General features: G+C 63.8%; 24 protein-coding genes. 9 read left to right on the top strand and 15 right to left on the bottom strand.

Translation table 11 applies throughout. The features are described 5' to 3' along the window. Positions 1–20 precede the first annotated feature (20 nt). The 8 genes from NVV93_RS07125 to NVV93_RS07090 form a co-directional block, all read right to left on the bottom strand. A complete protein-coding gene (locus NVV93_RS07125) occupies positions 21–785 on the bottom strand; it encodes an ABC transporter ATP-binding protein (RefSeq protein ID WP_258253736.1) in 765 nt (254 codons plus the stop codon). Between the two features lie 15 nt (positions 786–800). Further along, on the bottom strand, positions 801–1,499 hold the full coding sequence (locus tag NVV93_RS07120) for an ABC transporter permease (protein ID WP_258253735.1): 699 nt from the start codon (positions 1,497–1,499) through the stop codon (positions 801–803). Positions 1,500–1,512: 13 nt separating this feature from the next. Continuing rightward, a complete protein-coding gene (locus NVV93_RS07115; RefSeq protein ID WP_258253734.1) occupies positions 1,513–2,202 on the bottom strand; it encodes an ABC transporter permease in 690 nt (229 codons plus the stop codon). Positions 2,203–2,486: 284 nt separating this feature from the next. Continuing rightward, positions 2,487–3,266, bottom strand: coding sequence for an ABC transporter substrate-binding protein (locus NVV93_RS07110; protein WP_258253733.1), 780 nt, complete (start codon positions 3,264–3,266; stop codon positions 2,487–2,489). Positions 3,267–3,954: 688 nt separating this feature from the next. Further along, positions 3,955–5,910: an acetate--CoA ligase gene (gene acs / locus NVV93_RS07105; RefSeq protein WP_258253732.1), complete on the bottom strand. Its 1,956-nt coding sequence runs from the start codon at positions 5,908–5,910 to the stop codon at positions 3,955–3,957. A gap of 390 nt (positions 5,911–6,300) precedes the next feature. Further along, positions 6,301–7,155, bottom strand: a complete 855-nt coding sequence (locus tag NVV93_RS07100; RefSeq protein ID WP_258253731.1) for a DUF4824 family protein — start codon at positions 7,153–7,155, stop codon at positions 6,301–6,303. After that, complete coding sequence (locus tag NVV93_RS07095) at positions 7,152–8,228, bottom strand: DUF2157 domain-containing protein (protein WP_258253730.1); 1,077 nt, start codon at positions 8,226–8,228, stop codon at positions 7,152–7,154. Before NVV93_RS07095 ends, NVV93_RS07100 begins: the two co-directional genes overlap by 4 nt. Before the next feature lie 98 nt (positions 8,229–8,326). Continuing rightward, a complete protein-coding gene (locus NVV93_RS07090) occupies positions 8,327–9,295 on the bottom strand; it encodes a LysR family transcriptional regulator (protein ID WP_258253729.1) in 969 nt (322 codons plus the stop codon). 201 nt (positions 9,296–9,496) lie between these two features. On the opposite strand from NVV93_RS07090, the gene NVV93_RS07085 reads away from it, so the two are divergent. Together NVV93_RS07085 and NVV93_RS07080 are read left to right on the top strand one after the other, a co-directional pair. Beyond that, a complete protein-coding gene (locus NVV93_RS07085; RefSeq protein ID WP_258253728.1) occupies positions 9,497–11,656 on the top strand; it encodes an FUSC family protein in 2,160 nt (719 codons plus the stop codon). Between the two features lie 252 nt (positions 11,657–11,908). Continuing rightward, positions 11,909–12,172 (top strand): DUF2790 domain-containing protein, encoded by a 264-nt coding sequence (locus NVV93_RS07080; RefSeq protein ID WP_258253727.1) that lies wholly within the window; start codon positions 11,909–11,911, stop codon positions 12,170–12,172. A 62-nt stretch (positions 12,173–12,234) separates the two neighbouring features. On the opposite strand, the gene NVV93_RS07075 is transcribed toward NVV93_RS07080, so the two are convergent. Beyond that, on the bottom strand, positions 12,235–13,797 hold the full coding sequence (locus NVV93_RS07075; protein WP_258253726.1) for a sigma-54-dependent transcriptional regulator: 1,563 nt from the start codon (positions 13,795–13,797) through the stop codon (positions 12,235–12,237). 362 nt (positions 13,798–14,159) lie between these two features. Here NVV93_RS07075 and phhA point away from each other — a divergent pair, with 362 nt between their 5' ends. The 3 genes from phhA to NVV93_RS07060 all read left to right on the top strand — a co-directional run bounded on the left by phhA (position 14,160) and on the right by NVV93_RS07060 (position 15,959). Further along, the gene (gene phhA / locus NVV93_RS07070; RefSeq protein WP_258253725.1) at positions 14,160–14,945 is read left to right on the top strand and encodes a phenylalanine 4-monooxygenase; all 786 of its coding nucleotides are present in this window, start codon (positions 14,160–14,162) and stop codon (positions 14,943–14,945) included. 113 nt (positions 14,946–15,058) lie between these two features. Beyond that, positions 15,059–15,412 (top strand): 4a-hydroxytetrahydrobiopterin dehydratase, encoded by a 354-nt coding sequence (locus NVV93_RS07065; protein WP_258253724.1) that lies wholly within the window; start codon positions 15,059–15,061, stop codon positions 15,410–15,412. A gap of 127 nt (positions 15,413–15,539) precedes the next feature. Continuing rightward, complete coding sequence (locus NVV93_RS07060) at positions 15,540–15,959, top strand: RcnB family protein (protein ID WP_258253723.1); 420 nt, start codon at positions 15,540–15,542, stop codon at positions 15,957–15,959. 270 nt (positions 15,960–16,229) lie between these two features. On the opposite strand, the gene mnmH is transcribed toward NVV93_RS07060, so the two are convergent. After that, positions 16,230–17,330 carry a tRNA 2-selenouridine(34) synthase MnmH gene (gene mnmH, locus NVV93_RS07055; RefSeq protein ID WP_258253722.1) on the bottom strand — a complete coding sequence of 367 codons (1,101 nt, stop codon included), beginning with the start codon at positions 17,328–17,330 and terminating at the stop codon, positions 16,230–16,232. Further along, a complete protein-coding gene (selD, locus tag NVV93_RS07050) occupies positions 17,330–18,364 on the bottom strand; it encodes a selenide, water dikinase SelD (protein ID WP_258253721.1) in 1,035 nt (344 codons plus the stop codon). Before selD ends, mnmH begins: the two co-directional genes overlap by 1 nt. 130 nt (positions 18,365–18,494) lie before the next feature. Here selD and NVV93_RS07045 point away from each other — a divergent pair, with 130 nt between their 5' ends. From NVV93_RS07045 to phnE, 4 genes are read left to right on the top strand one after another with little or no spacing between them, the layout of a single operon-like run. Next, complete coding sequence (locus NVV93_RS07045; protein ID WP_258253720.1) at positions 18,495–19,346, top strand: putative selenate ABC transporter substrate-binding protein; 852 nt, start codon at positions 18,495–18,497, stop codon at positions 19,344–19,346. Then, complete coding sequence (locus NVV93_RS07040; RefSeq protein ID WP_258253719.1) at positions 19,343–20,149, top strand: phosphonate ABC transporter ATP-binding protein; 807 nt, start codon at positions 19,343–19,345, stop codon at positions 20,147–20,149. The genes NVV93_RS07045 and NVV93_RS07040 overlap by 4 nt, the downstream gene beginning before the upstream one ends. Beyond that, positions 20,143–20,970, top strand: a complete 828-nt coding sequence (locus NVV93_RS07035; RefSeq protein ID WP_258253718.1) for an ABC transporter permease — start codon at positions 20,143–20,145, stop codon at positions 20,968–20,970. The genes NVV93_RS07040 and NVV93_RS07035 overlap by 7 nt, the downstream gene beginning before the upstream one ends. Beyond that, positions 20,967–21,734, top strand: a complete 768-nt coding sequence (gene phnE / locus NVV93_RS07030) for a phosphonate ABC transporter, permease protein PhnE (protein WP_258253717.1) — start codon at positions 20,967–20,969, stop codon at positions 21,732–21,734. The genes NVV93_RS07035 and phnE overlap by 4 nt, the downstream gene beginning before the upstream one ends. A gap of 135 nt (positions 21,735–21,869) precedes the next feature. Here phnE and NVV93_RS07025 read toward each other — a convergent pair whose 3' ends face one another. From NVV93_RS07025 to NVV93_RS07010, 4 genes are all read right to left on the bottom strand, one after another. Continuing rightward, positions 21,870–22,988: an exo-alpha-sialidase gene (locus NVV93_RS07025; RefSeq protein ID WP_258253716.1), complete on the bottom strand. Its 1,119-nt coding sequence runs from the start codon at positions 22,986–22,988 to the stop codon at positions 21,870–21,872. Between the two features lie 120 nt (positions 22,989–23,108). Next, positions 23,109–23,378, bottom strand: coding sequence for a MoaD/ThiS family protein (locus NVV93_RS07020; protein WP_258253715.1), 270 nt, complete (start codon positions 23,376–23,378; stop codon positions 23,109–23,111). 253 nt (positions 23,379–23,631) lie between these two features. Then, complete coding sequence (gene arfB, locus NVV93_RS07015; RefSeq protein ID WP_258253714.1) at positions 23,632–24,045, bottom strand: alternative ribosome rescue aminoacyl-tRNA hydrolase ArfB; 414 nt, start codon at positions 24,043–24,045, stop codon at positions 23,632–23,634. A gap of 307 nt (positions 24,046–24,352) precedes the next feature. Then, on the bottom strand, positions 24,353–24,781 hold the full coding sequence (locus NVV93_RS07010; protein ID WP_258253713.1) for a thioesterase family protein: 429 nt from the start codon (positions 24,779–24,781) through the stop codon (positions 24,353–24,355). Between the last annotated feature and the right edge of the window lie 99 nt (positions 24,782–24,880).

Here is a 24,880-nt window from a genome sequence, read left to right as displayed (position 1 = left end):
GGCAGTCTAGTCGCTCGCATTCACTTCAGGCTGCCAGACAGGAACTGCTTGAGCCGTTCGGACTGCGGATTGGCCAGTACTTCTTTCGGACATCCGCGCTCCTCGACCACGCCCTTGTGCAGGAACAGCAGTTGATTGGACACCTCGCGGGCGAAGCCCATCTCGTGGGTGACCACCACCATGGTGCGGCCTTCGATGGCCAGATCCTGCATAACCTTGAGCACTTCGCCGACCAGCTCCGGATCGAGCGCCGAGGTTGGCTCATCGAACAGCATCACTTCCGGCTCCATCGCCAGGGCGCGGGCAATCGCCACGCGCTGCTGTTCGCCGCCGGACATGTGCGCCGGATAGGCATCCTTGCGGTGCGCCACGCCGACCTTGGCCAGGTAATGCTCGGCCTTTTCCAGCGCCTCTTTCTTCGACATGCCGAGCACGTGCACCGGCGCCTCGATGACGTTTTCCAGCGCGCTCATGTGTGACCACAGGTTGAAGTGCTGGAACACCATCGACAGCCGCGAGCGCATGCGCTGCAGCTGCTTGGGGTTGGCGGCCTTGAGCCCGCCGTCTTTATTGGCGACCAGCTGCAACTCTTCGTTGTTGAGCAGGATTTTGCCGCCGTGCGGTTGCTCGAGCAGGTTGATGCAACGCAGGAAGGTGCTTTTGCCCGAGCCGCTGGAGCCGATGATGCTGATCACGTCGCCGGCCTTGGCCGCCAGCGACACGCCCTTGAGCACTTCGTGATCGCCATAGCGCTTGTACAGGTCTTGAACTTCGAGTTTGTACATGGAATCAGCTCTCGCTCAGTGCTTGCGGGGGGCCAGATAGGCCAGCCAACGGCGCTCGGCCAGCTTGAACAGGCGCACCAGGATAAAAGTCAGGCAGAGGTAAAAGGCCCCGGCGGTGATGAACGCTTCGAACGGCAAATAGAACTGCGAGTTGACCGTGCGCGCCGCGCCAGTGATGTCGATCAGGGTGACGATCGACGCCAGGCTGGTGGTGTGCAGCATCATGATCACTTCGTTGCTGTACTGCGGCAGCGCCCGGCGCAGCGCCGAGGGCAGGAGGATGCGGCGGTACAGCTTGAAGCGCGACATCCCCACCGACTTGGCCGCCTCGATCTCGCCATACGGCGTGGCCTTGATGCTGCCGGCGAGGATTTCCGCGGTGTAGGCGCTGGTGTTGATGGCGAACGCCAGGCACGCGCAGAACGTCGCGTCGGACAGATACGGCCACAGCCAGCTCTCACGCACCGCCGGGAATTGCGCCAGGCCGTAATAGATGAGGAATAGCTGCACCAGCATCGGCGTGCCGCGAATCACATAGGTGTACAGCCAGGCCGGGAAATTGATCGCCGGCCGCTTGGACACCCGCATCAGCGCCAAGGGCAAGGCGGCGAGCAGGCCGATGGCCAGGGAAATCAGCAGCAGTTTGAGGGTCACCAGCACGCCGCCGAAGTACAACGGCAGGCTGTCCCAGATCACGGAGAAATCGAAAATCATGCGGGTTCTCCGGTCAGAATTCGGCGACTTTGATGCCGGCCGAATAGCGCTTCTCGAGCGCGCGCAGGGCGAGCAGCGAGACACTGGTCAGGACCAGATACAGCGCGGCCACGGCAAGAAAGAAGGTGAACGGCTCGTGCGTGGCGTCGGCGGCATTCTTGGCTTTGAACATCATGTCCTGCAGCCCGACCACGGAAATCAGCGCGGTGGCCTTGGTCAGCACCAGCCAGTTATTGGTGAAGCCGGGAATCGCCAGGCGGATCATCTGCGGCACGAGGACGCGGAAGAACACCTGCATGCCACTCATGCCATACGCGGCGCCCGCTTCAGCCTGGCCCTTGGGGATCGCCATGAAGGCACCACGAAAGGTCTCCGAGAGGTACGCACCGAAGATGAAGCCCAAGGTGAATACGCCGGCGGCGAACGGGTTGATGTCGATGTAATCCTCGTAACCGAGCAGCGGCGCCACGCGGTTGAGGATGTCCTGACCGCCGTAAAAGATCAGCAGGATCAGCACCAGATCGGGAATCCCGCGAATCACCGTGGCATAGGTTTCGCCGAGCAGCGCCAGCCATCTGATCGGCGACAACCGAAAGGCCGCGCCGAGCAAGCCGAGCACAATCGCCATAGCCATCGACGACAGAGCCAGCAACAGGGTGAGCCAGGCACCGTCGAGAATGGTCGAGCCGTAGCCGTGAAGCATTAATCAATCCTCGGAAGAGCCTGGTGCCGGGCGGGATTTTGCGCCATCCCCGCCTATGGGAGTGGAGCCGGCGAAGAGGGCTAGCAGGCCGTTGAAAAACTACCTACGTTGCCGATACGGCGTTAAAAACGGCCTCAAAATGCTCATTTACAACACGTAAACTGCGCTTTTTCGGCCGTTTTTGCCTTGTCTCGGCTGCCTCGCCTACATTCTTCAACGGCCTGTTAGCCGGCCGGGCTACCCTCTCTGCCCTCCCCCATGCATGGGAGAGGACGTTGCGCGGCTTACTTGCCGTAGACGTCGAAGCTGAAGTACTTGTCCTGGATCGCCTTGTACTTGCCGTTAGCACGGATCGCCAGGATGGCGGCGCTGATCTTCTCTTGCAGCGCCTTGTCGCCCTTGCGCACGGCGATGCCCTGGCCTTCGCCGAAGTATTTCTCGTCGGTGAAGTCCGGACCGACGAAGACGAAGCCCTTGCCAGCGGCGGTTTTCAGGAAACCGTCGTCGATGTTCACCGAGTCGGCGATGGTGCCGTCGAGGCGACCGGAAGCCAGGTCGAGGAACACTTCGTTCTGCGAGGTGTAGCGCACGATCTCGGCGCCGGCCGGGGCGAAGATGTCGGTGGCGTAACGGTCATACACCGAGGAGCGCTGCACGCCGATCTTCTTGCCTTTCAGGTCGGTGGCCGGGTCGTTCATGGTGCTGCCGGCTTTCATCGCCAGCTTGGCCGGGGTGGCGTAGTACTTGCCGGTGAAATCGACCGAGCGTTTGCGCTCGTCGGTGATCGACATGGAAGACAGGATGGCGTCGAACTTGCGGACTTTCAGCGCCGGGATCAGGCCATCGAACTCCTGCTCGATCCATTTGCACTTGACCTTCATCTCTTCGCACAGCGCGTTGCCGATGTCGTAGTCAAAGCCGACGATGCTGCCGTCCGGCGCCTTGGAAGCGAACGGTGGGTAGGCCGCCTCAATACCGATACGCAGGGGTTTGGCATCGTCCGCGATGGCGAATACCGAGAGGACGGAAAGCGCCACTGCGCCGAGAAGTGCAATCTTCTTCATTTTTCTGACTCCTGCGAATTAGCTAGGGCGTGCGGCCGGCAACCGACGACTTCGCTCGGCCCGTGCATGAATTGTAGAAAGCAGCGGCGGATTTGCAGGATAAGAAGCGGACTGCAAAGGGTTCCGGCTGAGTGAGCGGCATTCTAACGACAGCCCCTGAGCCGAAATTTCCTCAATGCGACAACTAATTACAGAAGCACTGGTGTGCGGGCGCGAGGCCTTGACAGTCCGGCAGGAAAGTGCCGAAACAGGGAAGAATTGCGAACCAATGAGTGAAGCAATATTCGAACCGCATGCCCGCCGGCCCGCTTTAATGGGACCGATCACAGGACGCCGTGCTTTCCAGCACCGATAACGTTCCCGTATGCCCCATTGCTGTGCTTGGGATGGTGTTACCCCGCGCTTCGGCAGCTCCGTAGCTCGGATGGGTTGAGCGAAGCAATACCCATCACCCTCGCCCCTACATGGGTATCGCAAGCTCAGACTACGCGCCCCAACCCATCCTACCGGCTGTACGGCTGCCCGTAGCCCGGATGTAATCCGGGGGACATCCGCCCGGCCTCCCGGATTGCATCCGGGCTACAACGCTTGCTGCGCGGTCCGCCCCATCCTACGCAGATGCTTCGGCCGGAAAGAACAACGCCCCGCCCAGCTTGTGGCCGGACGGGGCGTCGTCAACAGGCGCCGGTCAGGCGGCCTGCATGTCGCGGTGAGTATCGATGAGGTGCTGCACCACACCAGGATCGGCCAGCGTGGAGATGTCGCCGAGTGTGTCGTACTCGGCGGTGGCGATCTTGCGCAGGATGCGGCGCATGATCTTGCCCGAGCGGGTCTTCGGCAGACCCGGCGCCCACTGGATCACGTCCGGTGAGGCGATCGGGCCGATTTCCTTGCGCACCCAGTTCTTCAATTCCAGGCGCAGCTGCTCGGAAGCCTGCTCGCCGGCGTTCAGGGTGACGTAAACGTAGATACCCTGGCCCTTGATGTCGTGCGGCACACCAACCACGGCGGCCTCGGCGACTTTCGGGTGGGCGACCATGGCGCTTTCAATCTCGGCGGTGCCCATGCGGTGGCCAGAGACGTTGAGCACGTCGTCGACCCGACCGGTAATCCACCAGTAGCCATCTTCGTCGCGCCGCGCGCCGTCGCCGGTGAAGTACATGCCGCGGAAGGTCTTGAAGTAGGTGTCGACGAAGCGATCGTGATCGCCGTACAGGGTGCGCGCCTGGCCCGGCCAGGAGTCGATGATCACCAGGTTGCCTTCGGTGGCGCCTTCGAGAATGTTGCCGAGGTTATCGACCAGCGCCGGCTGCACGCCGAAGAACGGTCGCGCCGCGGAGCCCGGCTTGAGACCGTGAGCACCCGGTAGCGGGCTCATCAGGGTGGCGCCGGTTTCGGTCTGCCACCAGGTGTCGACGATCGGGCAACGCGACTGGCCGACGGACTCGTAGTACCACTGCCAGGCCTCCGGGTTGATCGGCTCGCCGACCGAACCGAGCAGGCGCAGGCTGGAGCCGTCGGCACCGACGACCGCGGCCTTGCCCTCAGCCATCATGGCGCGGATCGCGGTCGGCGCGGTGTAGAGGATATTGACCTTGTGCTTGTCGACAATCTTCGACACGCGAGTGACGTCCGGGTAGTTCGGCACGCCCTCGAACATCAGGGTGGTCGCGCCGTTGGCCAGCGGGCCGTAGACCAGGTAGGTGTGGCCGGTGACCCAACCGATGTCGGCGGTGCACCAGAAGACCTCGCCCGGACGGTAATCGAACACCCGCTCGTGGGTCAGCGCGGCGTAGGTCAGATAACCGCCGGTGGTGTGCAGCACGCCCTTGGGCTTACCGGTGCTCCCCGACGTATAGAGGATGAACAGCGGCTCTTCGGCACCCATTTCCTTCGGCGCGCAGACGCTGCCGGCGACCTTCATCAGCTCTTCGTACCAAACGTCGCGATGCTGGTTCCACTTGATGTCAGCGCCGGTGCGCTTGCACACGATGACCTTCTGGATGCTGCTGGTTTCCGGGTTGGTCAGCGCGTCGTCGACGTTGGCTTTCAGCGGCGTCTTCTTGCCGGCGCGCACGCCTTCGTCGGCGGTGATCACCACCTTGGACTTGCAGTCGATGATCCGCCCGGCCAGCGCTTCCGGCGAGAAGCCACCGAACACCACGGAGTGGATCGCGCCAATGCGGGTACAGGCGAGCATCGCCACCACCGCTTCGGGAATCATCGGCATGTAGATAGTCACCACATCGCCGCGGTGCACGTCCTGGCCGCGCAGGGCGTTGGCGAACTTGCAGACTTGCTCGTGCAGTTCGCGGTAGGTGATTTCCCTGTGCTCGGACGGGTCGTCGCCTTCCCAGATGATCGCCAGCTGGTCACCGCGTTCGGCCAGATGGCGGTCCAGACAGTTGGCGGAAACGTTGAGGGTGCCGTCGGCGAACCACTTGATGTCGACGTGGTGGTCGTCGAACGAGGTCTGCTTGACCTTGGTGAACGGTTTGATCCAGTCGATGCGCTTGGCCTGCTCGCGCCAGAATCCGTCGGGGTTGATCACCGACTGTTGATACATGGCCTTGTAGGTGGCCTCGTCGGTCAGCGTAGTGGCGGCGACTTCAGGACGCACGGGATACAGGGAAGCGGCACTCATGGGTTAGACCTCGGTGACAGTTGTTCTTGTGAGTGCGGACATTTGTACCACCCCTGCTTTCACCAACAATTCGACCATCGTCTTACCGCCCTAGGCGACCGGTTTTGTACCGCCCTGCCTGGACTGTGCGTTTTGCAGGAGCGGATTTATCCGCGAAGGCTCGATAAACCGGCCCAATCCTTTCGCGAATGAATTCGCTCCTACATGCCGTGGGGGCTTTTTCGCAGGCAAAAAAAAAAGCGGCCTTGGCGGCCGCCCAAATCATTCCGGAGAGTGGAATGCGATCAACTACTTCAAAACCAACGCAGGAGTTGAATGAGCCATGTTGTACGCCTGGCAGCGCCGGCCGACCATTCAACCAAGGTCGTAGGTGCGTGAAACGCTATTGGCCTAAGGTTGTCGCGCCTGCAACTGGGTAACCCAGGGTTCCAGCCGCCGGCCAAAGGTAATTTCGGCGCTGAACAGCTTGTCGGTACTCGCGTAGTCCAGGCCGGTCTGCTGACCACGCTGCGGCAGGTTAATGCTCTGCACGCCCGGGGTATCTGCCGAGCCGCCGAGCTGCCAGACCCAGCGCTGGCCTTCGGAACGCGAGTCCTCGCCTTCGCCCGGCCACTCCGACAACTGCCGATTGGCATACACCCGTACGCTGCCACGCACGATGGCGTAACGCAGCCGGTCGGGATAACGCGTGCGCAGAGCCTGCCGGTCCAGGCCGACATCGACCACCAGCAAGCGACTGGCAATCTGCTGCTCACGCAGCAGGGCATCGTGCGCGTGCTCGGCGGCATCCTTCGCATTCTGGTTATCCGGGGCCAAGCTGTGCAAACGCTGGGCCTCGGCGTACTCCGCCCGAACCAGCTCCAGCTCGCGTTGATAGGCCGGCCCGTCGAGTTCCAGTACCAGCAGCGCATCGCGGTCCAGTTGATGGCGATAACGGCGCACGCTGTCTTCGTTCACCTCACTGGGCACGCTGAAGCCCAACTCCGCCATCTTCTCGGCACTGATCGGCGGGTAGTAGCCGTTATCCTCGCCGCGACTGGGCCAGCGGTAAGCCAGGCGCAGGGCGACGCTGCTGTTCTCCTTGCGCCAGGAGAAATAGCTGGTGTCCAGTTCGCGCTTGGACAGCTGCAGGCGACTGTCGGCAGGCTCCTGGCGATTCCAGTAAACCCCAGCCAGGGCAATGGCGTTGACCAGACCGATCAGGCCGAGGCCGGCAAGTAGATAATGACTGCGACTCCAGTTCATCGCACACCTCCGGCAAGCAGGCCATGGCGACTGCGCAAACGGCGCAGCACTAGCAGAATCATTACCGCGCTCAACCCCAGCACCAGGAAGAACAAGTATTTGGGCATGTTCTCCCACCACCAGTCGAACATCTTGGTGTAGAGGAAGATCACAAAGAACGTCAGCCCGGTATTCACCACATCCGGCCACTCACGGCGTACGCCGAGCCAAATCACCGCAGCCGCCAACATGAAACCCAGCAACTGATAAGCGCTTTCGATATGGCTGGAGGGGTAATCGAAGTAGCTGCCCTCACCCCAGTGCGCCAACAGCAGCACCGGCAAGAACAACGCCAGCAGCGCGAACACCCGGTAGATCACGCTGAAACCGTCGAAGCGGCGCTGATCGATCAGCAGCGGCACCGCGAAGATCAACAAAGCCGCCGGAATGAAGTTCTCCGGACGCTGACCAAAGCCCAGCCAGTAGATGCCATTCCAAATACCGACACGGGCGGCGATAAACGCCAGCAAGCAGATAATCCCCGCCGCCAGCAGCAACCGCGCCCCGCAGGCATAGGCCAACAACAGCGCGTAAACGGCCCAAGGCAGCAGCGCTTTGTCCGAAGGGGTGATAGTGAAGATCTGCCCGAGCATGACGATATTCAAAACAAAACAGGTGAACGCCACCAGTGCCGCCAGCTTGCTGAAATAGCCCGAGCTGTCGCGGCGCTGCACCCACAGCGTCAGGCCGAACGAGACGAGGCTGGCGCTCAGCAGAATCGCCACCTGACTGAATTCGCCGAACAAGCCCCAGAACTGATAGAACAAAAAGAACACGCTCGCCGCCAGCGCCAACGCGCCGAGGAAAGAGGCGATCCGCATGCCCAGCGAAAGCTGCCGGGCCTGCAGGCTGTGATCGATATCGAAAGCGGCCAGGTAGCTGCTGAGCAACTGCTGCTGATGGCAGCGCAGGCTGGCGTGCTGTGCCGGCGTCAGTTGCAACACCTGCTCCGTCTCGAGACGGGCCAGCTCACGGTTGAACACACCGATATCATCGGCGCGTTGCTGGGCATCACTGCGGTTTAGGGTGGGCATGGCAATCCTTGCTGCGGCTCAATTGCGTGGCGGGAGCGACACTACTAGCGGCGAATACGCAGCGCAACACCTCCCCGCTACTCCTTGCCCAACCCGTGCTAGCGCAATTTATTGGCGATAGCGGTGTGCGACAAGCCGCTGAATTCGGTGATGCAGCGCTCGTCGGCGGCCAGCAAGTCGGGCATCGCTTTGCGTAGGAAGTCGACCCAGGTGCGGATCTTGGCGTCCAGGTATTGCCGCGAGGCATACAGCGCGAACACGGTGAGGTGGTTGAGGCTGTAGCCCGGCAGCACGCGGACCAGGCTGCCATCGCGCAGGCCGCTGGTCGCCGTATAGATCGGCAGCGCGCCGATGCCCATGCCGGCGCGCACGCCCTCGGTCATCGCATCGGCGGTGTTGACCTGAAACGGCGTCTTGCGAATGGTCACCAGCTCTTCGCCCTGCGGCCCGCTGAACAGCCACTTGTCCAGCGACATCGCCGCGTTGACCAGGCGCAGGCAACGATGCTCGTTGAGCTGCGCCGGAGTGCTGGGCGCGCCGTGCTTGAGCAGGTAGTCGGGCGACGCGCAGAGCACGCTGAAGGTCTGACCGAGGGATTTGGAGACGAAGCCGGAGTCCGGCAGCTCGGCGGCGATCACCACGGACACATCGAAGCCCTGGTCGAGGATATCGATGGTGCGATTGGTCAGACTCAAGTCGAAACTGACCTCCGGATAACTCTCCTGATAACTGGCGATGGCCTTGATCAGGTAGTGGTGACCGATGCCGGTCATGGCGTGCACCTTGAGCGTGCCGGTGGGCAGCGCTTGCGCTTCACCTGCCTCGGCTTCGGCCACTTCAATGGAACGCAGGATGTGCTGGCAGCGCTGCAGATAGCGCTCACCAGCCTCGGTCAGCGCCACCCGCCGCGTGGTGCGATGCAGCAAGCGGGTATGCAGGCGCATTTCCAGCTTGGCCACCGTGCGCGATACGTAGGCGGTGGTCAGGTCCATGCGCTGCGCCGCCGCCGTGAAACTGCCAGCCTCGGCGACGCACACGAACGTGCGCATATTGTGCAATAGATCCATCGCGCTCCCCAGGGGCCTCAAAGGCGCGGATTCTCACATATCCGCAACGCTTGATTATTGCCTGTTCAGACAACAATGAATCACTCATTCGTCAGCTTATCTTCCGCCTGAACGCCTCCTAGAATCGCCGCCCCAGCCCCGCCCAATCAGGGACGCCCGCTCGCAGCGTGGCTACCTGCCAGCCGTTAACGGATAACCCCCATGAGCGATGTATCACTGGCTTGGCCAACCACGGCCGAGTTGCGCCGCGCCCTTACCCAATGGGCGCAGAGCGACGGGTTGGTGTGGGCGTTCATCGGCAAGGCGCTGCTCACCGCTTTCGGCGCGCTGTGGCTGGCCTACCGCCTGGAACTGCCGCAGCCGGGGACCGTGCTGGTCAGCGCGTTCATCGTCATGCAGGTGCAGAGCGGCCAGGTCTTGGCGAAGAGCTTCTACCGCCTCATCGGCACCCTGGTCGGCCTGGGCGCGACGCTGGTGATGATCGCGCTGCTGGCCAACGAACCGGTGCTGTTCCTGCTCAGCGTGGCCTTGTGGGTGGGCCTGTGCACCGCCGGCGCCGCACGCTACCGGGATTTTCGCGCCTATGCCTGCCTACTCGCCGGCTACACCACGGCGATCATCGGCATTCCGGCCACCCTGCATCCAGATGGCGCCTTTATGCAGGCGCTTTGGCGGGTGCTGGAAATATGTCTGGGGATTGTCTGCTCCGGCCTGGTGAGTGCTTTGATCCTGCCGCAAACCAGCAGCGCGGCCTTGCGCCGGGTCATCAACAATCGTCTGGGCGAGTTTGCCGGACTGGCGTGCGCCGGTCTGGATGGCAGCCTCACCGCCCCACGCTTCGAACAGCTCAGCGCGCGCTTCGCCGCCGAGGCGGTGGGCCTGGAAAGTCTACGCAGCAGCAGCGCCTTCGAAGACCCGCAGATGCGCCTGCGCAGCGGTCGACTGGGCCGCCTGAACAGCGAATTCATGCTCATGACCACGCGCTTTCACGCCCTCTATCGGTTGCTCGAACGGCTGCGCGAACAGCGGGCCGCGACGCTGCTGGAAACGCTGATGCCTTGCCTGTTGCTGGTCAATGAACTCCTCGCCCCCTGGCAAGGCCGCCCACTCAACGAAACCGATGCCGCACAACTGGCCCGTCAGTTGGAAAGCGGCACGCTGAGCCTGATGCAACGCATCCGGCAAAGCCGCGCGGAGCTGCTCGCCACGCAGCCCCGCAGCGCCGAACAATTGGATTTCGATACCCTCACCGAACTGCTGTTCCGCTTTGCCGGCGACGTGCACAACTATGCGCAAACCCATGCCTCGCTTGCCGCGGATCAGCATGAACGCGAGCAGTGGCCCGAACGCTTCACACCCAAAGCCAACGCCCTGGCCGCCACCGTCGCCGGTTTGCGCTGCGCATTGATGGTGCTGGGCGGCGGCCTGATCTGGATCGAGAGCGCCTGGTCCAGCGGCGCCACCTTCACGCTGACCGGCGTGTTGAGCTGCGCGCTGGCCTCGGTCTCGCCCAATCCGCAGCGGCTAGCCCGGCAATTGACGGTGGGCGCGCTGGCTGGCGCGGCGCTGGGTTTCGCGCTGAACTTCCGCGCTCTGCCGCTGCTCGATGGTTTTCCCTTGCTGTGCTGGGTACTCGCCCCGGTCTTCGCCATCGGCGCCTGGCTGCTCACCCGGCCGCACTGGAATGGCTACGGAATCGGCCTACTGATGTGGTTTTCGCTGACGTCGCTGCCCGCCAACCTGACCCATTACGACGCCTATCTATTCATCAACGAATACCTCGCGCAGCTTCTCGCCATGGGTTTGACCTGCCTCGCCACCCTGCTGATTCTGCCGCCCAACCGGCCATGGCTGTGGCGGCGCCTGGAAGCGCAACTGCGCTTGGGCGTGGTCGATAGCATCCGCAATCCGTTACCGGGTTTGGCCGCCGGTTTCGAGAGCGGCACCCGCGACGTGTTCAATCAGGCTTACGGGCTTGCAGTCGGCCGGGCGGACGCTCAGCGACGGCTCCTTGGCTGGATGTTCACGGTTCAGGAAATCGGCCACGCGATCATCGAACTACGCCGCGAGCAGGCGTGCCTGCCCCATGAGCCTTGCTATGCGGAGCCCATGCCGTGGCGCCGGGCGATCCGTGCCATGGGCCGGGCCCTGATTCGCCTGTTCATCCAACCCGACGCGAGCAATCGGCAGCGCGCGCTGGCTGCGGTGGAACATGCCATTCACAGCGCGCAAAGCACCGATGAACAACGCCCGGCGCATTTCGATATGTCACCGTTGCGCCGGGTACTCAGCTATTTGCATTTCATCCGCACCTCGCTGCTCGATCCGCAGTCGCCGCTGGCCTGCGGTGCTGCGCGATGACGGCCATTGTTGCCCATTCAGTACAGAGTCTTTCAGGCGCCCAGCCATATAAGCGCCGGGGGCCAATCCGTACCATTTCCCTGCGCTGAAAACGCGCGATTAGCCACTCACGAAGCCTGACTCTCCACTCCATCCACCGCCCCTCCACCGCCCCTCTTACCGTACAAACAGATGAAGCCGAAATTCTTCATCCGGGCCCTCGTGCGCCCTGATTTTGGTCATCTGACACGGTGCAGATAAGGAAGCAATGCAATGAAAGCCTTTGTCATCCTCACGCTTGCCAGTCTCTCTTCAGTCGCCTTCGCCGAACAGGCCACCGCCAGCGACCAAGCTCAGGAGCTCGACGTCGTTACCTACAACTACGACATGAAGCTGGATGTCGCCCACGTGGTGTCGATCACCGACACCTCCAAGGAGTGCGGCATCGTGCCGACGCGCATGACCTATGACGATTCGCAGGGCAAGCGTCACATCGTCGAATACATGATCTGGGGCAACGGCTGCCAAGAAGGCTGATCGCACAGCCCTGGCCACGCCCCGCCGACCCCGCAACGGCGGCGGCGTGACTGCCCAAACCTTTACTTGGGCTCGCCCTTGCCCACGCCGTACTGGCGCAATTTATTGGCGATCGTGGTGTGCGACACGCCCAGCCGCTTAGCCAATTGCCGGCTGCTCGGATGCTCTCGATACAAGCGCTCCAGCACCGCCTTCTCGAAACGCCCGGCAATGTCGTCGAGGCTGCCGACCAGCGAGAAATCACCCAGCGGTTGCGGCGCGCCGTAATCCGGCAGACGGATGTGCTCGGCCTTGACCGTTCCGCCGTCGCACAGCGAAACCGCCTGAAATAGCACGTTCTCCAGTTGCCGCACGTTGCCCGGCCAGTGGTAGTGGTTGAGGCGCTCGAACGCCTGCGGCGCCAGCTTGGGCAGCGGGCAGCCGATCTGCCGGCTGGCCGAGTCGAGGAAGTGCTCGGCCAGCGGCGCCAAGCCGTCGAGGCATTCGCGCAGCGGCGGAATGTGCAGGCTGAGCACGTTCAAGCGGTGATAGAGGTCCTGGCGGAATTCGCCGCGCGCGCAGAGTTCGGACAGGTCGACCTGGGTGGCGCAGATCACCCGCACGTCGAGATACACCTCCTCGTCGCTACCGACCCGGCGGAAGCAGCCGTCCTGCAGGAAGCGCAGCAGCTTGGCCTGCAAGCGCGGACTCATCTCGCCGACGCCGTCGAGGAACAGCGTGCCGCCGGCGGTCAGCTCGAGCAGGCCGAGTTTGCCTTCCGGCCGCGCGCCCGCGAAGGCGCCAGGGCCGTAGCCGAACAGTTCGGTCTCGGCCATGGATTCCGGCAGGCCGGCGCAGTTCAGCGCCATGAACGGCGACTGCCCGCGCGGGCTGGCCAGGTGGCAGGCGCGGGCCAGCAGTTCCTTGCCGGTGCCGGTCTCGCCCTCGATCAGCAAGGGCGCATCCAGCGGCGCCATGCGCCGCGCCTCGCGGACCACCGCAGCCATCACTTTCGAGCTCTGGAAGATGCTGTCGAAGCCGCGCAGTTCCTGCTTGCGCACATGGTAGATGCGCTCGCCGACCCGATCGGCGCGGTGCAGGGTGAGCACGGCGCCGGCCAGGGCGTCGCTCTCGTCGTGCTCGGTCTGCAGCGGGGCGATGTCGGCGAGGAAGATGTCACCCTTGACCTTGACCCGCAGGCCGTTGATCCGCGACTTGTTGGCGCGCACCAGCTCGGGCAGGTCGAAATCCTCGGCATAGCGCGCCAGCGGAATCCCTGGCACCTCGTCGACCCGCACGCCGAGCAGCTGCGCGGCGGCGCGGTTGGCAGCAACGATGCTGCCGGCCATATCGATCGACAGCACCGGGAAGTCCAACGCGCCGAGCAAGGCATTCAGCTCCAGATGACGGCGCTCGCTGGGCATCAGGCCCACGCGCTTGACGCCGAATACTCCTGGGATGGTTTCCAGTTTCGGTCGCAGGGCCTGGAACTGCAGGTTGATCAGGTTCGGGCAGTGCAGGTAGATGGCGTTGCCCTGATCGCCGCCAACCTCGCCGCGCAACACGTTGATACCGTACTCGACCAGCAGGTTGAGGATGTCGCGGAGGATGCCGACGCGATTCTGACAGTGAACTTTGATGCGCATGGCGGCCTCGCTGCGGCTTAGTGGCTCCCCTCGCCCGCCCTTCTTTCATGAAGAGAGGGAGAGGGGCCGGGGGAGAGGGCCAGGTCAGCCCACACACCCTCTCCCTAGCCCTCTCCCACGCGTGGGAGAGGGGACGTATACGGTTGATTTTTTGGTTTTACCGCCCGATTTCCGTAAAGAATATGTGCCAACCCCCTTCGCCGCCACGCCGATTTCGCGTGACCCGGCATCACTCGTCAGCCTTTCTTTACGAAATCACCACCGCGCCATCCCCTCAAACCACCCGTCGCGCCGCCCACAGGCCCCGCATTCGCGCTATCTGTGGGTCAAACAACGACAACGCCGGTCTTTGAGGAGTCGCGATGAAGAGCTCGCTGTATGTCGCCCGGGAACCCGATGCCGATGGCTTCATCCATTACCCAGACGCCGAGCATCAGGTCTGGTACACCTTGATCAGTCGTCAGCTCAAGGTGCTCGAAGGCCGCGCCTGTCAGGAATATCTGGACGGCATCGAACAGCTCGCCCTGCCCCACGAACGCATCCCGCAACTCAGCGAACTTAACCGCGTGCTCGAGCGCACCACCGGCTGGAACCTCGCGCGGGTGCCGGCGCTGATTCCGTTCCAGACCTTCTTCGAACTGCTGGCCAGCAAGCGCTTCCCAGTCGCCACCTTTATCCGTCGCCCGGATGAATTGGACTACCTGCAAGAGCCGGACATCTTCCACGAAGTGTTCGGCCACTGCCCGCTGCTCACCAACCCCTGGTTCGCCGAATTCACCCACACCTACGGCAAGCTCGGCCTCACCGCGAGCAAGGAGGAGCGGGTGTACCTGGCACGGCTGTACTGGATGACCATTGAGTTCGGCCTGGTCGACACCGCCCAGGGCCGGCGCATCTACGGCGGCGGCATCCTCTCCTCGCCGAAGGAAACCGTGTACTGCCTGTCCGAGCAGCCCGAGCACCAGCCGTTCAACCCCATGGAGGCAATGCGCACGCCGTACCGCATCGACATCCTGCAGCCGCTATATTTCGTCCTGCCCGAACTCAAGCAGCTGTTCGAGCTGGCCCATCAGGACATCATGGCATTGGTCCACCAGGCCATGCAGCTCGGCCTGCACGCGCCGAAGTTTCCACCGAAAGCCGCTTGAGCGCGTAGGAGCGAATTCATTCGCAATGCGTGTCCACCTGAACCTTGGCGCCGCCGGCCATCGCGGATAAATCCGCTCCTACAATCAAACCACGAACGCCTTGGAGAACGCCCATGTCCCTCGCCCAAGCCCAATGCGAAGCCTGCCGCGCCGGCGCCCCCCACGTGACCGACGAGGAGCTGGCCGAGCTGATCCGTGAGATCCCCGACTGGAACATCGAAGTGCGCGACGGCCACATGGAGCTCGAACGGCTATTCCTGTTCAAGAACTTCCGCCACGCGCTGGCCTTCACCAACGCGGTCGGCGCGATCGCCGAAGCCGAAGGGCATCACCCGGCGCTGCTTACCGAATGGGGCAAGGTCACCGTGACCTGGTGGAGCCACGAAATGAAGGGTCTGCACCGCAACGACTTCATCCTGGCCGCGCGTACCGACGAGCTCGCCGCCACGGCCGAAGGGCGCAAGTGAGCGGCCTGTCGCGGGTTTGAAGCAGGCCTTGATGGCATGCACAAATGCACGCCCCAATACATGACCCGCAAGCTTGAATCGGGCTAGGCTGGCGCCGTTGAAGGACAATCTCCCAAGGAGTCACCGCATGCATGCTCGACTAGCAACCTTCCTCACTCTGGTCTTGGCCGCCGCCATGGGCAGCGCAACGGCCGCGCCCAAGGGTGAGCACGGCAACTCCGGAAACAAGGGCGGCCAGAATTATTCCGACGACAGCGTGCGCATCGACCCGCGCGGGCCGAGCATCGATATTGGCCAGGTACGCATCATCCTCGGCGACAACCGCGACCTGATCGGCCCGGTCAAAGGACTGCCTCCCGGCATCCAGAAAAACCTGGCCCGTGGTAAGCCGCTCCCGCCGGGCATCGCCAAGCGTTTCGACAGCCGCCTGAACGGCAAGCTGCCGCATTACGATGGCTATGAATGGCAGCAGGCCGGCGCGGATGCCGTGTTGGTGACCATCGCCACGGGGATCATCTACGAAGTGCTGCATAACGTGCTCGACTGAGCTACGTCCGCCCGCCAACGAGCCCGGCCCTGCGCCGGGCTCTGTGTTTCTGGGCTTGCGGCCCGTAGCCCGGATGAAATCCGGGGACAGCCAATACCTCGCTCCCCGGATTGCATCCGGGCTACCTATTGGATCATCCCGATGTGCCGTACCAGCCCGTAGGATGGGTCGGGCCGCGCAGGTTGAACGCAGAGCGATACCCATCGCGTTTACCCGCACGGCCGCTTGTTGGGTATCGCTGCGCTCAACGCCAACCTACAAAAGCGTCCTTCAGCGCCGAGTCCGGGTGCGCAGGTACTCCAGCACCTCGGCCTGGGTGCCGCGGAACTCGATACGCTCGCCCTTGCTCTCCATCTGGAAGGCGTACATGGGGTCGTAATACTCGGCCAGCAACCCTTCGATCCAGCCTCGATGTAGCTCCACCGCGCCGCTGCGCTGCTGCTCGTCGAGCGCTTGCTGCATCAGTTCGGCGAGGCGCTGATAGCGCTCTCCGCCCAGGCGTTTGACGATGTTCGCCAGGCTTTGCTGCATGCGTTCGCTGAAGCGCGCGAAGCCCACCTCCTCGCCATGCTCGGCGGTGAATTCGCCGCATAGACCAACCACATAATCCCGCAGGATGCGTTCGACGCGCTCCTCAAAGCTGTCCTCCAGCCACACCAGCGGATAGCTGCGCATGCCCTGGTATAGCTCCAAGGGAATCGAGCAACTGCCGATGCTGCGCCCCTCGTCTTCCAGTACGAACTGCTCGATCCCGGTTGCGCGTTTCTTGAGGGTGTCGATGGCCAGCTGGTTCTCGAAATCGATCTGCGCCGGCTGCGCGGTGGCGCGCTTGCCAAAGCTGGAGCCGCGGTGATTGGCGTGGCCTTCCAGATCCAGTCCGTTGGCCAGCTGCAGGATCACATCGGTCTTACCGCAGCCGGTCAGCCCGCCGACCAGAACGAAATCACACTGCTCGACGGCCTGCTCGATGGTCTCCAGCAGGAAATTGCGCAGCGCCTTGTAGCCGCCGATCACCCGTGGATAGGCGATGCCGGCCTCGTTCATCAGCCACTCCTGCACCAGTTGCGAGCGCAGGCCGCCGCGGAAGCAGTACAGATAACCCTCGGGGTGGCGGCGGGCGAACTCCGCCCAGGTGGCGATGCGCTGTTCCTTGATCTCGCCACAGACCAACCGGTGCCCGAGTTCGATGGCGGCCTGCTGACCGTGCTGCTTGTAGCTGGTGCCAACCTTCTGCCGCTCCAGATCATTCATCAGCGGCAGATTCACGGTATGCGGGAAGGCACCCTTGCCGAATTCCACCGGCGCGCGCACATCCAGCAGCGGCACGTCGCCGAGAAACAGTGCGCGGTAGTCCGCAGTGTTGTCACGCATTACCGTACCTCGACCGCATGGCGCTGGCGTTCGAGCAACTGGCCAATCGGCTCGAGGCTCAGGCCGAGTTCGCTGGCCAGGGCGAGAAACTCAGCCTCGCCGGTGGCGCTGACCGCGACCAGCAGACCACCACTGGTTTGTGGGTCGCACAGCAGCAGTTTCTGCTCGTCGCTCAACGGCCCGAGCTTGTCGCCGTAGCTATCGAAGTTGCGATGGGTGCCGCCGGGCACGCAGCCCGCCTCCAAGTAATGCTCGACGCCAGGCAGACGCGGCACGCGGGCGTAGTCGATGCGCGCGGTCAGGCCGCTGCCCTCGGCCATCTCGATCAGGTGGCCGAGCAGGCCGAAGCCGGTGACGTCGGTCATCGCCGTCACGCCGGCCAGCTTGCCGAAGCGACTGCCGGGCTTGTTCAGGGTGCACATCCAGTCGCGGGCCAGACCCACGTCTTCGGCACGCAACTTGGCCTGTTTCTCGGCGGTGGTGAGGATGCCGATGCCCAGCGGCTTGGTCAGGTACAGGCGGTCGCCGACCTTGGCGGTGTCGTTGCGCTTCAGGTGGCGCTTGTCCACCACCCCGGTGACGGCCAGGCCGAAGATCGGCTCGGGGGCGTCGATCGAATGCCCGCCGGCCAGCGGAATGCCCGCCGCTTCGCACACCGCGCGACCACCGGCGATCACCTCGCGCGCCACTTCCGGGGCCAGCACATTGACCGGCCAGCCGAGAATGGCGATGGCCAGCAACGGCTCGCCGCCCATGGCGTAGATGTCGCTGATGGCGTTGGTGGCGGCGATGCGGCCGAAGTCGTAGGGATCGTCGACGATCGGCATGAAAAAGTCAGTGGTCGACACCACCCCGCGCTCCTCATCCAGCGCGTAGACAGCCGCGTCATCGCGCGAGGCGTTACCAACCCACAACTTGGGATCGAGGGTCTGCGCGCCGCTGCCGGCGAGGATCACATCCAGCACCTTGGGGGAAATCTTGCAGCCACAGCCCGCGCCGTGACTGTATTGAGTCAGGCGGATCGGTTCGCTCATCGGGCAGTCCTCGCAATGGTGTGGCGGCGGATTCTAACAAAGTCGCGACCGGACTCACCTTCCTGCCCATCGGCGCGGGCAAACACCTATAATTCGCGAGCTTTTTCCGCTATTGAACCGGAGAACCCTCATGCTCAAACGATCCTTGGCGCTCGCCGCCGGCTTTGCCCTGTCTCTATCCGCAGTTATCACCCACGCCGCCGACACGCTCAGGGTTAGCGCCATCCCCGACGAGGCGCCCACCGAACTGCTGCGCAAGTTCAAGCCGCTCGGTGCCTACCTGGAACAACAACTCGGCATGAAAGTCGAGTTCGTGCCGGTGGCCGACTATCCGGCAGTGGTCGAAGCGCTGGCTACTGACCGCCTAGACCTCGCCTGGTTGGGCGGTTTCACCTTCGTCCAGGTGCGCCTGAAGACCGGTAACGCCATTCCCCTGGTGCAACGCGAGCAGGACGAGAAGTTCACCAGCAAGTTCATCAGCTCCGACCCGAAGATCAACAGCCTGCAGGACCTGAAGGGCAAGACCTTCGCCTTCGGTTCGGTTTCCTCGACTTCCGGCAGCCTGATGCCGCGCTACTTCATGATGAAAGAAGGCATCAAGCCGGAGGACTACTTCAGCCGAGTCGCCTACTCCGGCGCGCATGACGCCACGGTGGCCTGGGTGCAGGCCGGCAAGGTCGACGGTGGGGTACTGAATGCCTCGGTGTGGCAGAAGCTGGTCGACGCCAAGAAGGTCGATCTCGATAAGGTCCATGTGTTCGCCACCACGCCGACCTATTACGACTACAACTGGACGGTGCGCGGAACCCTCGACCCGGCGCTAACCGAGAAGATCAAGCAGGCCTTCCTCGCCCTCGACCCGGCCAATCCGGAGCACAAGGCGATCCTCGATCTGCAGGCCGCCAGCCGCTTTATCGAGACCAAGCCGGAAAACTACAAGGGCACCGAGGAAGCAGCGCGCGCGGCCGGCTTGTTGAAATGACCCTGCGCTTGACCCAGGCGACGCTCAGCCACGGCACCGATGTGATCGCGCTGGACGGCATCGATTTGCACATCGCCAGCGGTGAACGCGTCGCCATCATCGGCCCCTCGGGCGCCGGCAAGACCAGCCTGCTGCACCTGTTGGCCACCGCCCTGCGCCCCAGCGCCGGCGCGGTGGAGGTGCTCGATGCCCAGCCCTGGCGGCTTTCCGGTCGTCTGCGGCAACGCCTGCGGGCCAACATTGGCCTGATTCACCAGGCACCGCCGCTGCCCGCCCGCCAGCGGGTGGTGACGGCGGTGCTGGCCGGGCGGATAGGACAATGGAGCCTGGCCAAGGCCCTACTGAATCTGTTGCACCCGCTCGATCTGGCCGGCGCGCAGGCGGCACTCGCCAAGCTGGACCTGGGCGACAAGCTGTTCGCCCAATGCCAGCAACTTTCTGGCGGCCAATTGCAGCGCGTCGGCATCGCCCGCGTGCTGTATCAGGCGCCGCAACTGCTGCTGGCCGACGAGCCGGTATCGGCCATGGACCCGGTACTCGCCGGGCACACCCTCGGCATCCTCTGCCGGCATGCCAGCGAACAGCACATCACCCTGGTCGCCAGCCTGCATGCGGTGGAACTGGCGCTGGCCCATTTCCCGCGCATCATCGGCCTGCGCGACGGCCGCATCGCCTTCGATAAACCCTCTGGCGAGGTCGACCAGGCGCTGCTCGATGCGCTGTACGCCAATGAGCAGCTGAACGCGTCGCCGCCCCTTGCACTGTCGGCGGCCCCGGTGAGCGTGCAAATTCCTCGATGCTGAACACCGCAACCCGCGACCCCGCCAGCCTGTCCCGCCTGTTGTTGACGGTTCTAGCTGTGGCCCTGCTGTGGCCGGGGGTGCGCCTCAGCGAACTGGACCTTGGCGTGCTGCTCGACGGCGACAGCGCCGCCAGCATGGCCAACTTCCTATCCGGTTTCTGGCCGCCGGCGCATGACCACGATTTCCTTCTCCTGCTCTGGCAAGCGACCCTGCAAACCCTGGCCATCGCCACTGCCGGTATGGCGCTCGCCCTGCTCCTCGCGGTGCCGGCCGCTCTGCTGGTCAGCCGCGCGCTGTCGCTGTCGGCCCTGCCGCGCGGCGGCCTGCCGGTGTGGTGGACGCGGCTGCTGCGCTGGCCGGTGCGCGCGCTGCTGATCTTCCTGCGTAGCGTGCCGGAGATCGTCTGGGCGCTGCTGTTCGTGCGCGCCGTCGGCCTCGGCCCGACCGCCGGGGTGCTGGCCATCGCCATCACCTACAGCGGCATGCTTGGCAAGGTTTATGCGGAAATCTTCGAGTCGGTGGATCGTCGGCCAGCCCAGGCGCTGATGCTCGCCGGCGGCGGCCGGCTGACGGCTTTCGCCTACGGCATCCTGCCCAATGCGGCGGCGGAAATGCTCTCCTACACCGTCTACCGCTGGGAATGCGCGATCCGCGCCTCGGTAGTGATGGGCTTCGTCGGCGCCGGCGGCCTCGGCCAGCAGATCGATCTGTCGCTGCGCATGTTCGCCGGCGGTGAAGTGGCGAGCATCCTGCTGACCTTCCTGGTGCTGGTGCTGTTCGCCGACCTGCTCAGCCGCCTGTTGCGCGCGAGGCTGACATGAACCTCGCGCTCAATCTGCTGATACTGCTGGCGATCGGTGTGGCGGTGCTCGCCTCCTTTACTTATCTAGCCATCGATCTGGGCAGCGTGTTCGGCGGCGACAGTCTTAGCCAGATGGGCGCCTACGCGCGGCGCTTCCTCAGCCCCGACCTCAGTGCCGGGCACCTGCGCGCCATCGTCCGCGGTGCCCTGGAAACCCTGGCGATGTCCGCGCTTGGCACGCTGCTGGCGGCCGTGCTCGGCTTGCTCGTCGCGCTGCCCGCCGCCGGCCGCTTCGGTTGGCTGGCACAAAGTGTCGCGCGCCTGCTGCTCAACGCCTTGCGCGCCATTCCCGAGCTGGTGTGGGCGGCGCTGATGGTGCTGGCCGCTGGCCTCGGCCCGAATGCCGGCACCCTGGCTTTGGCCCTGCACACCACCGGGGTGCTCGGCCGCTTGTTCGCCGAGGCACTGGAAAACACCCCGCGCGAACCCGGCGAAGCGATCCGCCTTGCCGGCGGCAGCCAGGTTGCCGCCTTCGTCTACGGCAGTCTGCCCAATCTGTGGCCGCAATTACTCGCCTACAGCCTGTATCGCTGGGAGAACAATATCCGCATGGCCAGCGTGCTCGGCTTCGTCGGCGCCGGCGGCCTCGGGCAGATGCTCTACGTCAGCCTCAGCCTGTTTCAGGAAGCCCAGGCCAGCACGGTGATTTTGGCCATGCTGGTGCTGGTGTTCGGCGTCGATGCGCTGAGCAACTGGGCACGGCAGCGCTGGGTGCGGGCGTAGATTTGCTCCCCTCTCCCACTTGTGGGAGAGGGGCCGGGGGAGAGGGTTGTAGGATGCGGTTGAGCGCAGCGATACCCATCGGCGTCCCTGTTGGGTATCGCTGCGCTCAACCCAACCTACAAGAGCAAGGCCAACCTACCCAAAGCGCACGCAATAGATCGGCGGCAGGTGCGCCGACAGGCACTGCCACTGATCGCCGCCGTCTTCAGTTAGCCATAGTCCGCCAGTGGTCGAGCCCATCGCCAGGCGCTCGCCGCTGGCGTCGATGTCCAGGCCGTGGCGGTAGATCAGGTCGTAGCTCGGCGACGCGGGTAGCCCAGCGCTCAGCGCCTCGAAGCTGCGCCCGCCATCGCGGGTGCGGCTGACCAGGAAGCGCGCCTCCACCGGCACCCGGCATTCGTCCTTGACCGCTGGCACGAACCAGGCGGTATCCGGTTCACGCGGATGGACGACCACGGCGAAGCCGAAGCTGGACGGCTGCGCCGGCACCTCCTGCCAATGCTCGGCGCCATCGGTGGAGCGGAAGATGCCGTTGTGATGCTGCACCCACAGCGCATCGGGCTGCGCCGGGCAGCTGACCATGCGGTGCGGATCCTGAACGGTGCCCTCCTCGCGCAGCTCCGGCGGCATGTAGGTGGCGAACATGCCGCTGCTGGTACAGCGCCAACTGGCGCCAGCGTCGTGGCTCTGCCACACGCCGCCACAGGAGATGGCGACGCTCAGGTGCCGACTGTCGCGTGGGTCGACGCAGATCGAATGGATGCCGGGCGCATCGTAACCGCCGCCGAGCCATTGGCTGCGTGAAGGCTGATCCCACAGCGGGCGGTTGAGACTCCAGCTGTCACCGCCGTCGGCCGAGCGGAACAGCCCACCGGGAATGGTGCCAGCCCACAGCACGCCGGGCTGATCGGCGCCGCCGGATTCCAGGGCCCAAATTTGCTGTAGGCTCCAGGGAGCTGGCGGCGGTTGGCCTTCGACAGGGGCAGGTGGCGGCTCGGTGGATTCAGGTTGCGGCGGATAGACCGGTACCGCACAGGCCTGCCAGTCCACTTGCGCCGCCGGGCGGCGCCACAGCTTGACGCCGAAATGACCAAGGTTGAGCGCCGCGTATAGCGTGCCGTCGCGCGGATCGGCGAACGCCATACTCAACGGCTCGCCGAGGAAATGAGTCTGCGCCAGTTCCCACTGCCCGCCACTGCTGCGCTGCAGAATGAATAAGCCTTTGCGGGTGGCCACCAGAAGTCGGTCGCTCATAGGCAATACCTCCTAAACCCACATGCCTGCGTAGCCCGGATGAAATCCGGGAATGCCTGGAGCCCTCTGTTCCCGGATTGCATCCGGGCTACAAGATCAAACGCTCCTGAAGTCGCCCAGTCAGCCACCGGACAGCGCCTGCACCACGTAGATGTCCGTTTCAGTGTCGATGCTGTCGCTGAGGTGGACCCGATCGCGAATCGCCAGACCATCGACGAACACCGCGATATGCCGGCGCAGCTGGCCTTGGTCATCGAGCAGATAACCGCGTAACTGCGGTTTGTCGCCGAACACTTGTTCCAGCGCGGCAGCGACAGTGGGCGCCATCACTTCGCAGTCAGGGATCGCAACATGGCGCTGGATGGCAGGGGCGAAAACAAGTTGGGCCATGGTTCAGAACGCAGTGGGGAAATGAACGCTTACAGTCTAGAAGTGCCATCCGCAGTTGGGCGGGCGCGCGACTGGTGGTCGCCTGGGCCACGATTGAACTCCCCTCTTAATTTTGTGGGGGCGCCTAGTCAAGAGGGGCTGGGAGAGAGGGAGATAGACACGGAGAGGAGCTGAACTGGGCGACCACCCCTCTCCCTAGCCCTCTCCCCAGAGGGGCGAGGGGACGAAAGCAAAAGCAGATCGCCGACCGCCTTTAGAAATCCACCTTGCCGCGCCCGGCCTTGATCGCTCCGCGCTTGGTCTTACCTTCCAGGCGGCGCTTCTTCGAACCGAGGGTGGGTTTGGTCGGGCGACGCGCCTTTTCGGTCTTGCCGGCGCTGCGGATCAGCTCGGCCAGGCGCTCCAGGGCGTCGGCGCGGTTCTGCTCCTGGGTGCGGTATTGCTGGGCCTTGATGATGATCACGCCTTCGGCGGTGATGCGGCTGTCACGCAGCGCCAGCAGGCGCTCCTTGTAAAACGGCGGCAGCGACGAAGCCTGGCTGTCGAAACGCAAGTGCACGGCGCTGGAAACCTTGTTGACGTTCTGCCCGCCGGCGCCTTGGGCACGAATGGCGGTCAGTTCGACTTCATCGTCGGGCAGATGGACGCTGTTGGAGATCACCAGCATGGCGGGCACGCACTGACACAAAGGGCGCTCAGGATACCGCGCGCGCCCAACGCGTAGGACCTGTTTCGGATCTCGCGAGCTAGAGTCATACAAGGCGCAACGACCATCGGAAGTAACAGCCGAAGGCTGGCCCGCAGGGCGAGCGCAGCGAGTCAAAGGGCTGAGGGAGCGGAGTTTATGTGCTGTAAATGAGCATGACTCGTTTCACTCGCCCTACGGGTCGCGCTGAAGCGCGTTAGCAGCAAGCTGCTTTCCGAAGCCATTTTTAACGCCGTATGGCCGACGCGCAGCAGATCCGAGACAGGTCCTACAGCCAGTGGAAGTCCTCGCTCCGCGGCGCATCCTCCATGGCCGCTTTGAGCGCTTGCGGCGGCGCAATGACCTTACGGCTTTCCAGGCTGAACCAGGCGCCGTGGGAAATCACCCGCGCGCACAGCTCGCCTCTTTCGTTCACCACGTCGTTGACCATGATGAACTTGGAGCCGTCCTCCTTTAGCCCGCCCACCCACAGGCGTACGCCGAACTTCTGCAGCAGGCGCAATTCCTTGCGGTATTGCAGACGATCCTCGAACACCACCGGACCCATCTTCGCCTCGGCGAAGGCCTGCGGGGTGAAGCCGAACTCGGCCAGAAAGAGGAAGCGCGCCTGCGAGGCATAGTCCAGATAGCGCGAGTTTTTCACATGGGCATTGGCGTCCAAGTCGGCCCAGGTCACTTGAAAATCGAAGCTGAGCATGGCGGTTTCTCCACGGGGAGCCGTGACTTCATGCTAGTGCGCCTGAGCCGGGGCCGCGTAACCCATGGGCACAAAAAACCCGGCTCCAGGCCGGGTTTT

This window comes from Pseudomonas sp. LS44 (assembly GCF_024730785.1).
Lineage (GTDB): Bacteria > Pseudomonadota > Gammaproteobacteria > Pseudomonadales > Pseudomonadaceae > Aquipseudomonas.
Note: the sequence above shows the minus strand (reverse complement) of the source record. Positions and strands in the feature narration are given on the sequence as shown.

What these genes read in the sequence shown, in the direction of transcription:
- NVV93_RS07125 (WP_258253736.1), bottom strand. Translation starts at nt 785, where the DNA reads ATGTACAAACTCGAAGTTCAAGACCTGTACAAGCGCTATGGCGATCAC.
- NVV93_RS07120 (WP_258253735.1), bottom strand. Translation starts at nt 1,499, where the DNA reads ATGATTTTCGATTTCTCCGTGATCTGGGACAGCCTGCCGTTGTACTTC.
- NVV93_RS07115 (WP_258253734.1), bottom strand. Translation starts at nt 2,202, where the DNA reads ATGCTTCACGGCTACGGCTCGACCATTCTCGACGGTGCCTGGCTCACC.
- NVV93_RS07110 (WP_258253733.1), bottom strand. Translation starts at nt 3,266, where the DNA reads ATGAAGAAGATTGCACTTCTCGGCGCAGTGGCGCTTTCCGTCCTCTCG.
- acs (WP_258253732.1), bottom strand. Translation starts at nt 5,910, where the DNA reads ATGAGTGCCGCTTCCCTGTATCCCGTGCGTCCTGAAGTCGCCGCCACT.
- NVV93_RS07100 (WP_258253731.1), bottom strand. Translation starts at nt 7,155, where the DNA reads ATGAACTGGAGTCGCAGTCATTATCTACTTGCCGGCCTCGGCCTGATC.
- NVV93_RS07095 (WP_258253730.1), bottom strand. Translation starts at nt 8,228, where the DNA reads ATGCCCACCCTAAACCGCAGTGATGCCCAGCAACGCGCCGATGATATC.
- NVV93_RS07090 (WP_258253729.1), bottom strand. Translation starts at nt 9,295, where the DNA reads ATGGATCTATTGCACAATATGCGCACGTTCGTGTGCGTCGCCGAGGCT.
- NVV93_RS07085 (WP_258253728.1), top strand. Translation starts at nt 9,497, where the DNA reads ATGAGCGATGTATCACTGGCTTGGCCAACCACGGCCGAGTTGCGCCGC.
- NVV93_RS07080 (WP_258253727.1), top strand. Translation starts at nt 11,909, where the DNA reads ATGAAAGCCTTTGTCATCCTCACGCTTGCCAGTCTCTCTTCAGTCGCC.
- NVV93_RS07075 (WP_258253726.1), bottom strand. Translation starts at nt 13,797, where the DNA reads ATGCGCATCAAAGTTCACTGTCAGAATCGCGTCGGCATCCTCCGCGAC.
- phhA (WP_258253725.1), top strand. Translation starts at nt 14,160, where the DNA reads ATGAAGAGCTCGCTGTATGTCGCCCGGGAACCCGATGCCGATGGCTTC.
- NVV93_RS07065 (WP_258253724.1), top strand. Translation starts at nt 15,059, where the DNA reads ATGTCCCTCGCCCAAGCCCAATGCGAAGCCTGCCGCGCCGGCGCCCCC.
- NVV93_RS07060 (WP_258253723.1), top strand. Translation starts at nt 15,540, where the DNA reads ATGCATGCTCGACTAGCAACCTTCCTCACTCTGGTCTTGGCCGCCGCC.
- mnmH (WP_258253722.1), bottom strand. Translation starts at nt 17,330, where the DNA reads ATGCGTGACAACACTGCGGACTACCGCGCACTGTTTCTCGGCGACGTG.
- selD (WP_258253721.1), bottom strand. Translation starts at nt 18,364, where the DNA reads ATGAGCGAACCGATCCGCCTGACTCAATACAGTCACGGCGCGGGCTGT.
- NVV93_RS07045 (WP_258253720.1), top strand. Translation starts at nt 18,495, where the DNA reads ATGCTCAAACGATCCTTGGCGCTCGCCGCCGGCTTTGCCCTGTCTCTA.
- NVV93_RS07040 (WP_258253719.1), top strand. Translation starts at nt 19,343, where the DNA reads ATGACCCTGCGCTTGACCCAGGCGACGCTCAGCCACGGCACCGATGTG.
- NVV93_RS07035 (WP_258253718.1), top strand. Translation starts at nt 20,143, where the DNA reads ATGCTGAACACCGCAACCCGCGACCCCGCCAGCCTGTCCCGCCTGTTG.
- phnE (WP_258253717.1), top strand. Translation starts at nt 20,967, where the DNA reads ATGAACCTCGCGCTCAATCTGCTGATACTGCTGGCGATCGGTGTGGCG.
- NVV93_RS07025 (WP_258253716.1), bottom strand. Translation starts at nt 22,988, where the DNA reads ATGAGCGACCGACTTCTGGTGGCCACCCGCAAAGGCTTATTCATTCTG.
- NVV93_RS07020 (WP_258253715.1), bottom strand. Translation starts at nt 23,378, where the DNA reads ATGGCCCAACTTGTTTTCGCCCCTGCCATCCAGCGCCATGTTGCGATC.
- arfB (WP_258253714.1), bottom strand. Translation starts at nt 24,045, where the DNA reads ATGCTGGTGATCTCCAACAGCGTCCATCTGCCCGACGATGAAGTCGAA.
- NVV93_RS07010 (WP_258253713.1), bottom strand. Translation starts at nt 24,781, where the DNA reads ATGCTCAGCTTCGATTTTCAAGTGACCTGGGCCGACTTGGACGCCAAT.